The organism is Streptomyces sp. NPDC038200, assembly GCF_055600785.1.
In genome coordinates, this window is record NZ_JBVJYH010000005.1 from 300488 (window position 1) to 312970 (window position 12483).

Annotated in this window: 12 protein-coding genes; 2 read left to right on the forward strand and 10 right to left on the reverse strand. The window is 69.1% G+C overall.

Features of this window, described 5'->3' with window-relative positions:
* Nucleotides 1-100: 100 nt before the first annotated feature.
* A complete protein-coding gene (gene pafA / locus ACZ7KF_RS13610; protein ID WP_471072968.1) occupies nucleotides 101-1462 on the reverse strand; it encodes a Pup--protein ligase in 1362 nt (453 codons plus the stop codon).
* 9 nt (nucleotides 1463-1471) lie between these two features.
* Nucleotides 1472-2731, reverse strand: a complete 1260-nt coding sequence (locus ACZ7KF_RS13615; protein WP_471072971.1) for an MFS transporter — start codon at nucleotides 2729-2731, stop codon at nucleotides 1472-1474.
* Between the two features lie 120 nt (nucleotides 2732-2851).
* Between ACZ7KF_RS13615 and ACZ7KF_RS13620 the strand changes: the two genes are divergently transcribed.
* Nucleotides 2852-3868 (forward strand): LacI family DNA-binding transcriptional regulator, encoded by a 1017-nt coding sequence (locus ACZ7KF_RS13620; protein WP_471072974.1) that lies wholly within the window; start codon nucleotides 2852-2854, stop codon nucleotides 3866-3868.
* Nucleotides 3869-3923: 55 nt separating this feature from the next.
* Here ACZ7KF_RS13620 and prcA read toward each other — a convergent pair whose 3' ends face one another.
* The 6 genes from prcA to arc form a co-directional block, all read right to left on the reverse strand.
* On the reverse strand, nucleotides 3924-4661 hold the full coding sequence (gene prcA / locus ACZ7KF_RS13625; RefSeq protein ID WP_471072977.1) for a proteasome subunit alpha: 738 nt from the start codon (nucleotides 4659-4661) through the stop codon (nucleotides 3924-3926).
* A 61-nt stretch (nucleotides 4662-4722) separates the two neighbouring features.
* Nucleotides 4723-5568: a proteasome subunit beta gene (gene prcB / locus ACZ7KF_RS13630; RefSeq protein WP_471072980.1), complete on the reverse strand. Its 846-nt coding sequence runs from the start codon at nucleotides 5566-5568 to the stop codon at nucleotides 4723-4725.
* The gene (locus ACZ7KF_RS13635) at nucleotides 5520-5945 is read right to left on the reverse strand and encodes an endonuclease VII domain-containing protein (protein WP_471072983.1); all 426 of its coding nucleotides are present in this window, start codon (nucleotides 5943-5945) and stop codon (nucleotides 5520-5522) included. The genes prcB and ACZ7KF_RS13635 overlap by 49 nt, the downstream gene beginning before the upstream one ends.
* 49 nt (nucleotides 5946-5994) lie before the next feature.
* On the reverse strand, nucleotides 5995-6213 hold the full coding sequence (locus tag ACZ7KF_RS13640; protein WP_225822085.1) for a ubiquitin-like protein Pup: 219 nt from the start codon (nucleotides 6211-6213) through the stop codon (nucleotides 5995-5997).
* A 172-nt stretch (nucleotides 6214-6385) separates the two neighbouring features.
* Complete coding sequence (gene dop, locus ACZ7KF_RS13645; protein WP_471072988.1) at nucleotides 6386-7897, reverse strand: depupylase/deamidase Dop; 1512 nt, start codon at nucleotides 7895-7897, stop codon at nucleotides 6386-6388.
* Nucleotides 7898-8129: 232 nt separating this feature from the next.
* Nucleotides 8130-9896 carry a proteasome ATPase gene (gene arc, locus ACZ7KF_RS13650; protein ID WP_225822086.1) on the reverse strand — a complete coding sequence of 589 codons (1767 nt, stop codon included), beginning with the start codon at nucleotides 9894-9896 and terminating at the stop codon, nucleotides 8130-8132.
* 520 nt (nucleotides 9897-10416) lie between these two features.
* Between arc and ACZ7KF_RS13655 the strand changes: the two genes are divergently transcribed.
* A complete protein-coding gene (locus ACZ7KF_RS13655) occupies nucleotides 10417-10719 on the forward strand; it encodes a ferredoxin (RefSeq protein WP_471072991.1) in 303 nt (100 codons plus the stop codon).
* A 7-nt stretch (nucleotides 10720-10726) separates the two neighbouring features.
* Here ACZ7KF_RS13655 and ACZ7KF_RS13660 read toward each other — a convergent pair whose 3' ends face one another.
* Both ACZ7KF_RS13660 and ACZ7KF_RS13665 read right to left on the reverse strand, forming a co-directional pair.
* Nucleotides 10727-11308: a hypothetical protein gene (locus ACZ7KF_RS13660; protein ID WP_471072994.1), complete on the reverse strand. Its 582-nt coding sequence runs from the start codon at nucleotides 11306-11308 to the stop codon at nucleotides 10727-10729.
* A 238-nt stretch (nucleotides 11309-11546) separates the two neighbouring features.
* Complete coding sequence (locus ACZ7KF_RS13665; protein ID WP_397961375.1) at nucleotides 11547-12449, reverse strand: tRNA (adenine-N1)-methyltransferase; 903 nt, start codon at nucleotides 12447-12449, stop codon at nucleotides 11547-11549.
* Nucleotides 12450-12483: the final 34 nt, after the last annotated feature.

The window sequence follows — 12483 nt, forward strand, 5'->3', positions numbered from 1 at the left end:
CAACTCTACGACCAGAGAAGGGCGCCGTACGGGAAACGTACGGCGCCCGTGTGGCGTTCCGGCATTGCGGTGCCGGAACGCTTGACTCATCCCTTTTCCGCTACATTCCGGCGATCAGCTTCTCCACCCGGTCGTCCACCGACCGGAACGGGTCCTTGCACAGCACGGTGCGCTGCGCCTGGTCGTTGAGCTTGAGGTGCACCCAGTCGACCGTGAAGTCCCGGCGCTGTTCCTGCGCCCGCCGGATGAAGTCGCCGCGCAGCCGCGCCCGAGTGGTCTGCGGCGGAACCGACTTGCCCTCGAAGATCTTCAAGTCGTTGCAGACCCGAGCCGCTTGGCCCTTCTTCTCCAGCAGGTAGTACAGACCACGACGGCGGTGGATGTCGTGGTAGGCGAGGTCTATCTGGGCGACCCTCGGGTGCGACATCGTCATGTTGTGCTTGGCCCGGTACCGCTCGATGAGCTTGTACTTCATGACCCAGTCGATCTCGGTCTCGATGCGGTCCAGTTCCTCGTTCTCGATCGCCTCGAGCGTGCGGCCCCACAGCTCCAGGACCTGCGCGACCGTGCCCGTGCGGATGCCCCGGCGGTCGCAGAAGTCCACGGCCTTGTCGAAGTACTCGCGCTGCACCTCCAGCGCGGACGCCTCCCGGCCGCTGGCCAGGCGCACCTTGCGCCGGCCGGTGATGTCGTGGCTGACCTCGCGGATCGCCCGGATCGGGTTCTCCAGGGTCAGATCGCGCATCACGGTGCCCGCCTCGATCATGCGCAGCACCAGATCCGTGGCGCCGACCTTGAGCAGCATCGTCGTCTCGGACATGTTCGAGTCACCGACGATGACGTGCAGCCGGCGGTAACGCTCCGCGTCCGCGTGCGGTTCGTCGCGGGTGTTGATGATGGGCCGGGAACGCGTCGTCGCCGAGGAGACGCCCTCCCAGATGTGCTCCGCGCGCTGGCTGACGCAGTAGACGGCCCCGCGGGGAGTCTGCAGCACCTTGCCGGCGCCGCACAGCAGCTGCCGGGTGACCAGGAACGGAATGAGAATGTCCGCGAGCCGGGAGAACTCCCCGTGCCGGGCCACCAGGTAGTTCTCGTGGCAGCCGTAGGAGTTGCCCGCCGAGTCGGTGTTGTTCTTGAACAGGTAGACGTCGCCCGCGATTCCCTCCTCGTGCAGGCGTCGTTCCGCGTCCACCAGGAGTCCTTCGAGAATGCGCTCGCCGGCCTTGTCGTGGGTGACCAGTTCGGTCACGTTGTCACACTCGGGTGTCGCGTATTCCGGATGTGAGCCCACGTCGAGATAGAGCCGGGCGCCGTTTCGCAGAAAGACATTGCTGCTGCGGCCCCATGACACGACACGGCGGAAGAGGTACCGCGCCACCTCGTCAGGAGACAGGCGGCGCTGTCCCCTGAACGTGCACGTGACGCCGTACTCGTTCTCCAGCCCGAAAATGCGGCGGTCCATGAGGGAACATTACGCCCGATCCCCCGAGCTGAAACGGGGTTCGACAGCACGATTTGGATCATTTTCCGATGAAGCCGCAACGACCTCGCCCCGTGCGGGAGCTGCGAGGACCCCTCCGGTGGCCAGCAGGACCAGCAACGACACCGCCCCGGCCGCCCCCGGCAGGGCGAAGCCCCACAGGGTGCCACCCGCCTGGACCACCGGGCCCGCCAGGCCCGTTCCGACCGAGGCGCCCACGGTGAACGTCGTCACGAGCCAGGAGAACGCCTCGGTGACGGTCCCCCTCGGCGCATGCCGGTCGACGATGATGAAGGCGCACGCGATGCAGGGCGCCAGGAACACCCCCGAGACCACGCTGAGCAACACCATGGCCACGACTCCGGGTGTCAGCATCAACGGCAGGTAACACACCGCCAGAAGGGCCACCAGCACCCGCAGTCGCCGCTCCGGCGCCCCCGCCCACCGACGGGCGCCGTACACACTGCCACCGGCCAGCGCCCCGAGCCCCAGCCCGGCCATCAGCCAGCCGTAGACCGCGTCACCACCGTGCCCGTCGGCGTACGACACCGCGGCCACCGTGATGGAGCCCAGCGCGATGCCGACGAACAGAAACGCGGCGAGCAGGGCGAGCAGACCGGGCGAACGCAGAGCACCCAGCCAGTGCGCCTCACGCGGCGCCGAACGCCACGCACGCGACGGCGGCGACATCACCACCGACAGAGCGCCCAGCACGCCCAGGACGTTCAGCACGAGCAGGGCGGCACGCTCGTCCCACAGGGACACGCACACGGTCACCAGCAGCGGCCCGACCGTGAACATGACCTCCTGCGCGATCGCGTCCATCGCGTACGCCGTGTGCACCTGCTCCTCACGGCGCAGCACCGACGGCCACAGCGCCCGCAGGCCGCCCTCCAGAGGCGGGGTGAACAGCCCCGCCGCCGCGACCGCCCCGTAGGCGAGCGGCAGCGGGTCGGTCCCGGCCGAGGCGAAGACGGTCATGGCGGCGGCCGCGAGGACGGCCGCGGGCAACTGGACGCGCGGCTGGCCGTACAGATCCACGAGCCGGCCCAGCACCGGCTGGCCGATCGCGTTGGCGACGCCGTACACGGCCGCGAGGGCGCCCGCCAGACTGTAGGTGCCGCCCTCCGCCCGGACGAAGAGCACCAGGGCGATCGCGGCGGTGGCGTTGGGCAGCCGGCCCACCAGCGTGCCCGTGAGCAGCCGGAGCGCATGCCTCGCCTTCAGGATCTCCAGATATCCCGTGGCCATGTCCTGCCCTTCCGTGGCTCGCCCGGGACGCCTCGACGGCCCGAAGTGTTACGTATAACGTCCCTCTCCATACGTACCATGTGCGCTGTTCGCACGTCCAGACGAAGGAGCGCCCCCACGGTGGCACGCAGCAGCACGCGCCCGACCAGCCGGGACGTCGCCCTCGCGGCCGGCGTCTCCCAGGCCGCCGTCTCCCTCGTGCTCGGCGACAAATGGCGCGGCCGGGTCTCCGAGACCACCGCCGAACGCGTCCGCAACGCCGCACGCGACCTCGGCTACCGCCCCAACCTCGCCGCCCGCCACCTCCGCCTCGGCCGCACCCGCACCGTCCTCCTCGTCGTCCCCGCCCTCACCACGGAGTTCTTCGCCGGCGTCTACACCGGCGCCGCACGCGTCGCCGCCGAACACGGCTTCGGCGTCGTCCTCTACCCCTCACCCGAAGGCATCGGGCCCGCCCGCGACCCCTTCGCCTCCGCCCAGGCCGCCCTCGACGGCGTCATCGCCTCCTCCATGGCCGCCGACGCCCTCACCGCCATCCGCGGCGACCAGCTCCCCCTCGTCATGCTCGACAGCGACCCCACCGGCAGCCTCGGCGCCGCGACCGTCAACCTCGACATCGCCGACGGCGTCCGCCAGGTCGCCACGCACCTGCTCGGCCTCGGCCACCGCCGGATACTCCACCTCGCCGCCGACGTCCCCTCCTGGACCTTCGAGGTACGCGCGAAGGAACTCGCCGCGCACATGGCCGCCGTCCCCGGCACCGAGATCCGCACGGCCCGCGCCCCCATCTCCATCGACGGAGCCCTCACCGCCGCCGAGACCGCCCTCACCGCACCCGGCCCCCGGCCCACCGCGATCGTCTGCGACGACGACAAACTCGCCGCCGGCGCCTACAAGGCACTGCGCCGCCTCGGCCTGCGCATCCCCGACGACATCTCCGTCACCGGCCTGGACGACCTCGCCCTCGCCACCGCCCTCGACCCCGAACTGACCACCGTCCGACTCGACGCCGAGCTGTTCGGCGAACGCGGCATGCAGGCCCTGCTGGCCGTCCTGGACGGCCGACGGCCGGACGGCGGCGACATCCCGGTCGAACTGGTCGTCCGGGGCTCCACGGCCCCGCCACGAGCCCCCTAGAACGACCGGTGCCCCGGCCGGAGAACCGACCGGGGCACCGCGGGGCGAGAAGGGATCACTCCTCCTCGGAGCTCTCCGCCTCCGTGCTCGCACCGTCCGCCTCCAGCAGCCGGCCGAGCTGCCGGCCCACGATGCGCTTGAACTTGCGCTTCTGCGGGCGCGTACGGTCCAGAACCGCCACCTCCAGCCGCTCGGCCGGGATCTCCCGCTCACTGCCGTTGGTGTCCCGCGACAGCGCCTGCACCGCCAGCTTCAGCGCCTCGGCGAGGCTCATGCCGTCCTGGTGACGCTGATCCAGGAAGCTGCTGATCTGCTCCGCATTGCCGCCCACCGCGACCGACCCGTGCTCGTCGACGATGGAACCGTCGTGCGGCAGCCGGTAGATCTGGTCGCCCTCGGGGGTCTCCCCCACCTCGGCCACCACCAGCTCCACCTCGTACGGCTTCTCCGCCGCCGAGGAGAAGATCGTGCCCAGTGTCTGCGCGTACACGTTCGCCAGACCACGAGCGGTGACATCGTCACGGTCGTACGTGTAGCCCCGCAGGTCGGCGTAGCGGACGCCACCGATGCGCAGATTCTCGTACTCGTTGTACTTGCCGGCCGCCGCGAAGCCGATCCGGTCATAGATCTCGCTGAACTTGTGCAGCGCACGGGACGGGTTCTCGCCGACGAACACGATGCCGTCGGCATACTGCAGCACGACCAGGCTGCGGCCACGGGCGATGCCCTTGCGGGCGTACTCCGCCCGGTCGGCCATGGCCTGCTGAGGTGAGACATAGAACGGCGTCGACACCGGTTATCCGTCCCTTTCTGTCATGGTCACTGGATCACCTTGATAAGAACCGGGCCCGCGCTCAGAGCAGGGCGGCCTTGGGACCGTCCGGCTCCTCCAGCCGCTTCTGCAGCACCGCGCGCGCGATCTCCGACGACTCCTCATCGGTGAGCCGACGGAAACCGTCCTCGGTGATCACGGTGACGATCGGGTAGATCCGGCGGGCGACATCGGGACCACCGGTCGCCGAGTCGTCGTCAGCCGCGTCATACAGAGCCTGCACCACCAGCGTGGTGGCCTGCTGCTCGGACAGGTCGTCACGGAACAGCTTCTTCATCGCACCCCGCGCGAAGACCGAGCCCGAACCCGTCGCCGCGAAGTTGTGCTCCTCGGAACGGCCACCCGTCACGTCGTACGAGAAGATCCGTCCCCTCTCCCGGTCGACGTCGTACCCCGCGAACAGCGGCACGACCGCCAGTCCCTGCATCGCCATGCCGAGATTCGCCCGGATCATCGTCGACAGCCGGTTCGCCTTGCCCTCCAGCGACAGCTGGGCGCCCTCGACCTTCTCGAAGTGCTCCAGCTCCAGCTGGAAGAGCTTGACCATCTCCACGGCCAGACCGGCCGTGCCGGCGATACCCACCGCCGAGTACTCGTCGGCCGGGAACACCTTCTCGATGTCCCGCTGGGCGATGACATTGCCCATGGTGGCCCGGCGGTCACCGGCGAGCACCACGCCCCCCGGGAACGTCACGGCCACGATGGTCGTCCCGTGCGGCGCCTCGATCACACCCTGCGTGGGCGGCAGCTGGCGCTTCCCTGGCAGCAGCTCGGGCTGGTGCTCGGAGAGGAAGTCCACGAAGGACGAGGACCCTGGCGTCAGGAAGGCAGCTGGTAGACGCCCGGTGCTACGAGTGTTGGCTTCCACGCGTTTCCTTCCACGTATGCAGCAGCCCGCCTTATGGCTTCGGGCTGATCCTTGAACTGCCCCAGCGCGGCATTGCGGCTGAAGCACAGTACGCCTCGGACCCTACCCGTCTCATGGCAGTGATCCACATGTGCGGGCACGGCGGCCGGGTACGAACGACGGACGCCCCCTGGGAGGCGGTCTGGCGCGGCACGCTCGGCCTCGGTGAGGCCGTACGCGGCCTGGCGCCGCCGGGAGTGCGCGGCGCTGTACTCCGCCACGCGCTCCCGGCAGTGCACCCGCGGGCCGTCACGCCGATTCCGGTCCTCGGCGAAGGGGGCGGGGGGCAGATCGCGCCCGCGCTTCCCGCATGCCTTCGCGTTCGGCTCCTCAACCACCCGACTCCCCCGCCACCTTCACTTCGAAGGCAAGGCGACCAAGTCGGCTTTACTCTCCACCCTTTTGCACAAATGAGCGCACGAAATCCTCTGCGTTCTCCTCGAGGACGTCATCGATTTCGTCCAGCACGGAGTCCACGTCGTCGGACAGCTTCTCGTGCCGTTCCTTCAGGTCGTCCTGGGCCTGCGCGTCCTGCGCCTGCTCCTCGACCTCTTCGGTGGAACGCGTGGCCTTCTGCTGGCCGCCGCCGGTGTCCTTCGTTGCCATGTCCCTCACCCCGCTCAGTTCGCCTGCCGATCGGTGATGATCAGACCCTATAGGCCGGGTCCGACATCGGCCCCGCAGTTTCCACAACGTGCGGGGGCCACCTCGATGATTCCCGGGCGGGGGGATTTCCACCCTGCCCGCCCGGGGCGGTACGAGTACCCGCTGATCGTGCTCAGCCGCCCGACAGGACCCTGACCAGGTCTTCCGCCGTGCGGCAGCGGTCCAGCAGCTCCTTGACGTGATTTCGCGTTCCGCGTAGCGGTTCCAGGGTTGGAACGCGCTGGAGGGAGTCCCGGCCGGGAAGATCGAAGATGACCGAGTCCCAGCTGGCCGCGGCGACGTCGTCGGCGTACTGCTCCAGACAGCGTCCGCGGAAGTAGGCGCGGGTGTCCTCCGGTGGCTTCGTGCGGGCCGTGTCGACCTCGGCCTCGTCCAGGAGCCGCTTGATGCGCCCGCGGGCCGCGAGGCGGTTGTAGAGCCCCTTCTCGGCGCGTACGTCGGCGTACTGGAGGTCGACCAGGTGGAGCCGGGCGGCGTCCCAGTCGAGGTCGTCGCGGCGGCGGTAGCCCTCCATGAGTTCGCGCTTGGCGACCCAGTCGAGTTCGCCGGCGAGGCTCATGGGGTCGTTCTCCAGCCGGGTGAGGGTGTCCTCCCAGCGGCTGAGGACGTCCTTGGTCTGGTCGTCGGCGTCGGCCCCGAAGCGTTCCTCGACGTACTTGCGGGCCAGTTCGAAGTACTCCATCTGGAGCTGGACCGCGGTGAGCGTGCGTCCGCTGCGGAGGGTGACCAGACGCTTCAGGGACGGGTCGTGGGAGACCTGGTGCAGGGTGCGGACCGGCTGGTCGACGGCGAGGTCGACGGCGATGAAGCCGTCTTCGATCATGGACAGGACCAGGGCGGTCGTGCCGAGCTTGAGGTAGGTGGAGATCTCCGACAGGTTCGCGTCACCGATGATCACGTGGAGGCGGCGGTACTTCTCGGCGTCGGCGTGCGGCTCGTCGCGCGTGTTGATGATCGGGCGCTTGAGCGTGGTCTCCAGGCCGACCTCGACCTCGAAGTAGTCGGCGCGCTGGCTGAGCTGGAAGCCGTGCTCGTGGCCGTCCTGGCCGATGCCGACGCGGCCCGCTCCGGCGAAGACCTGGCGGGAGACGAAGAAGGGCGTGAGGTGGCGCACGATGTCCGAGAAGGGGGTCTCCCGCTTCATCAGGTAGTTCTCGTGCGTGCCGTAGGAGGCGCCCTTGTTGTCGGTGTTGTTCTTGTAGAGGTGGATCGGCTGGGCGCCGGGGAGCTGTGCGGCCCGTTCGGCGGCCTCGGCCATGATGCGTTCGCCGGCCTTGTCCCAGAGGACGGCGTCGCGGGGGTTGGTGACCTCGGGGGCGCTGTATTCGGGGTGGGCGTGGTCGACGTAGAGACGTGCGCCGTTGGTCAGGATCACGTTGGCGAGGCCGATGTCCTCGTCGGTGAGCTGGCTGGCGTCGGCGGCCTCCCGGGCGAGGTCGAAGCCTCGCGCGTCCCGCAGCGGATTCTCCTCCTCGAAGTCCCAGCGGGCCCGGCGGGCCCGGTGCATCGCCGCCGCGTAGGCGTTGACGATCTGGGACGAGGTGAGCATGGCATTGGCGTTGGGGTGGCCGGGGACGGAGATCCCGTACTCCGTCTCGATGCCCATTACTCGCCGTACGGTCATGCGGCCCTCCTTGCCCGGCGGCACCCTCGGTCGTGGGCGCCGCTCAAGTACCGCTGGCGCTCCGGTGCGTGTGCGGTGCCCGTCCCCGCACTGCGCGACTCGGCGGTAGGAACGAGCCTAGAACGCCTTTGCGCTGGTGGGGAGATCATTTGCGTCATTCGCTGCTCCGGTCGTGGCCTGGAAAGCAGTCGGCTGCGGGTACCCGTCGAGGGCACCCGCAGCCGCCCTGCTGTTACAGGTACTGACCGGTGTTCGCCACCGTGTCGATGGAGCGTCCGGTGTCCGCGCCCTGCTTTCCGGTGATGAGGGTACGGATGTAGACGATCCGTTCGCCCTTCTTTCCGGAGATGCGGGCCCAGTCGTCGGGGTTGGTCGTGTTGGGGAGGTCCTCGTTCTCCTTGAATTCGTCCACGCACGCCTGGAGGAGGTGGGAGACGCGCAGACCCTTCTGAGTTTTTTCCAGGAAGTCCTTGATCGCCATCTTTTTGGCGCGGCCGACGATGTTTTCGATCATGGCGCCGGAGTTGAAGTCCTTGAAGTACAGGACTTCCTTGTCACCGTTGGCGTAGGTGACCTCCAGGAAGCGGTTCTCCTCGGATTCGGCGTACATCTGCTCGACCGCCGTCTGGATCATGCTCTGGACGGTGGTGGCCTTGTCCCCGCCGTGTTCGCCGAGGTCGTCGGCGTGGAGCGGGAGGCGTTCGGTGAGGTACTTGCCGAAGATGTCCTTCGCCGCTTCCGCGTCGGGGCGCTCGATCTTGATCTTCACATCGAGCCGGCCGGGGCGCAGGATGGCGGGGTCGATCATGTCCTCGCGGTTGGAGGCGCCGATCACGACCACGTTCTGGAGACCTTCCACGCCGTCGATCTCGGCGAGCAGCTGGGGGACGATGGTGTTCTCCACGTCCGAGCTGACACCGGATCCGCGGGTGCGGAAGAGGGATTCCATTTCGTCGAAGAAGACGATCACGGGGGTGCCTTCGCTGGCCTTTTCCCGTGCGCGCTGGAAGACGAGGCGGATCTGTCGTTCGGTTTCACCGACGTACTTGTTGAGGAGCTCCGGACCCTTGATGTTCAGGAAGAAGCTCTTCCCGGCGGCCTGACCGGTGACCTCGGCGACCTTCTTGGCCAGCGAGTTCGCGACGGCTTTGGCGATGAGTGTCTTGCCGCAGCCGGGGGGGCCGTAGAGCAGGACGCCCTTGGGCGGGCGCAGCTCGTGCTCCTTGAAGAGGTCGGGGTAGAGATAGGGCAGCTCGACCGCGTCGCGGATGGCCTCGATCTGGTTGCCGAGGCCGCCGATCTGCTCGTAGCCGATGTCGGGGACCTCTTCGAGGACGAGTTCCTCGACCTCGCTCTTGGGGACGACCTCGTAGACGTAGCCGGAGCGGGGTTCGAGCAGGAGGGCGTCGCCGGGGCGGATGGTGACGTCCAGCAGCGGCTCGGCGAGCCGCACCACCCGTTCCTCGTCGGTGTGCCCCAGTACGAGGGCGCGCTCGCCGTCCTCGAGGATCTCCTTGAGGGTGACGATGTCGCCGACGCGCTCGAATTCCATGGCCTCGACCACGTTGAGCGCTTCGTTGAGCATGATTTCCTGGCCGCGCCGCAGGTCGTCGAGTTCGACGCTGGGGCTGACGTTGACCCGGAGTTTCCGGCCGCCGGTGAAGATGTCTGCGGTGCCGTCCTCGTTGGCTTGCAGGAAGACACCGAAGCCTGCCGGTGGCTGGGCGAGCCGGTCGACCTCCTCCTTGAGGGCCACGATCTGGTCGCGGGCCTCGCGGAGAGTGTTGGCCAGTCGCTCGTTCTGGGCGGACACGCCGGCCAGGTTGGTCTGCAGCTCGACGATCCGCTCTTCGAGAATCCTCGTGTGTCGCGGAGAGTCGGCGAGCTTGCGGCGCAGGACGGCGATCTCCTGCTCAAGGTAGGCGATCTGCCCGGCCGGGTCGTCGGACCCGCGTCCCGGGCGGATGCCGCGGTTCATGTCGTCGTCGTGGGCTGCCACGGTCCTCACCTCCTCCAAGGGGAGCTGGACGCTTCCAGACCCTACCTGGGTGGGTGTCGATTGAAACCCCTAGATCACAATGACTGTCAAGGTGTGTCGTCGGTCACCCGCTGCTCACTCCCTCGCACGGAGGGGATACCCACTGAACGTGAGGGGAAAGCAGCTTGTTCCATGCATTGCGTGGTCAATACCCGCCAGGACTGGCCGGAGTTGTCCGCTCACGGGCTGGTCGGCTGGTGTGCGGGCAGCACGCAGGGCGCTCGTACGATCATCACGCAGAGCGACGGATCGGGCGGTTGATGTCACTGTGGGGGGCGGCCTGAAGTGATCGACCCGGCCGCCGGGGCACCCCTCTCCCGGTCCGGCGCTGGTACCCGAGGGGGCGGGGCGGGAAACCCGAAGCGGTCGAACCCGGACGCGATGCGGGCGGAGGTAGGGTCGAGGGTGTTCAACAGCCGCTGGAGCGGACCTGGCTGGCCCTTGGGTGGCCGGGCCGTCCGGCGAACCGACGGCAGGAGAGATGACCGTGCAGCAGGAGGGCCGGGGCGGCGAGGCGCTGGAGGTCTGGATCGACCAGGACCTGTGTACCGGCGACGGGATCTGTGCCCAGTACGCCCCCGAGGTGTTCGAGCTGGACATCGACGGGCTGGCCTATGTGAAGGGCGCGGACGACGAGCTGCTGCAGGCTCCGGGGGCGACCGTGCCGGTGCCGTTGCCCTTGTTGACGGACGTGGTGGACTCGGCGAAGGAGTGTCCCGGCGAGTGCATTCACGTGCGCCGGGTTTCGGACAAGGTCGAGGTGTACGGGCCCGACACGGAGTGAGTCCGGTTCAGACGCTGTGGGCCCCGGCCGGCGTGGAGCGGAGGAAGGCGTCGCCGTTCCACCGCCATGCGGCCGGGGTCTTCGTGTCGGGGCAGCAACTGGGCACGGAGTCCGAGGAGTAGCCGAGCAGTGTGGCGGAGACGGCACGCGCGCGGACGGTGAAGTCGGTGACGGTGAGCCGTTCCTCGGGCCGCACGAGGGTGGCGACCACGCGGGGGGTGCCGCCGTCCGCGGAGCGGGTGAGGACGTAGACGCCGTCGGGCGGGGTGCCCATGGGGGCGTCGCAGTGCACCACGGCGACGGTTTCCGGCCTGCCGTCGCCGTCCAGGTCTCCGGTGGCCTTCTTGGCCACGACGGCTTTGACGGGGCCGCAGTCCAGGGGGAAGTGCACACCGGTGGTGCCGGGTGGTGCGGCGGCCGCGGGGGCGGGCCCGGCCGCTGTGCCGGGGGCGGTCTGGGCGGCGGTGGCCGATCCGGGCTGGACGACGGAGGAGAGCGCCACGACGCCGGCGACGGCCGTGGCGGTGGCGACCCAGTGGATGGGCCGGGTGTGGGTGTGGGCGAGCTCCGGAACGGCGGATTGCTGCACGAGGAGTGTCTCCTGTGAGGGCTGTGCCGGTGGGATGGCCTGCATGGTGCCACACGTCACAGTGCGGGGGAACGGCGGGGTCGGGGATCGCCGACCGGGGGCACGCCCTGTGTGCGGGGCGGCGGTGCCGGTGCCGGTGTGGACGCCGGATCAACGGATGGGCGCCGTGGCGGAGTTCCCGTCGGTGGGTGGGAACTCGGCCACGGCGCCCTTGCGTTGCCTGCGCGCGCGTGGTGGGTCAGCGGCCGGCGCCGGCGTCGGCGTTGGGGCCGGCGTAGTCCTCGCCGTAGGCGCCCTTGGCGGGGCGGCGGCGGCGCATGGGCGGCTCGACGCCGTCGGCGAGGCGGCGGGCGGTGAGCAGGAAGCCGGTGTGACCGATCATGCGGTGGTCGGGACGGACGGCCAGGCCCTCGATGTGCCAGTTGCGGATCATGGTCTCCCAGGCGGTCGGCTCGTTGAAGCAGCCGATCTCGCGGATGGACTCCACGGTCCGGGCGAGCTGGGTGGTGGTGGCCACGTAGCAGCACAGGATGCCGCCGGGGACGAGTGCCTTGGAGACGGCCTCCAGGCATTCCCAGGGGGCGAGCATGTCGAGGATGACGCGGTCGACGTCGGTGTCGGACAGGTTGTCCTGGAGGTCGCCGACGGTGAGCTGCCAGGCGGGGTGCGGGCCGCCGAAGTAGCGCTCGACGTTCTGCCGGGCGATCTCGGCGAAGTCCTCGCGGCGCTCGTAGGAGTGCAGCATGCCCTGGTCGCCGATGGCCCGCAGCAGGAAGCTGCTGAGCGAGCCGGAGCCCACGCCGGCCTCCACGACGCGGGCGCCGGGGAAGATGTCGGCGAAGGCGAGGATCTGCCCCGCGTCCTTCGGGTAGACGACGGCTGCCCCGCGGGGCATGGACAGGACGTAGTCGGGGAGCAGGGGGCGCAGCGCGAGGTAGGCGACGTTGCCGGTGGTGCGGACAACGCTGCCCTCGGGAGCGCCGATCAGTTCGTCGTGCGGGAAGGAGCCCTTGTGGGTGTGGAAGTTCTTCCCGGCTTCGAGCGTGAACGTGTAGTGGCGACCCTTGGGGTCGGTCAGCTGTACCTGGTCCCCGACCTTGAAGGGCCCGCGCCTGCGGGCGGCACCGGTCGGTTCGGACATGTGAACAGACTACCGGCCTTTGCGGGGGTCGCGG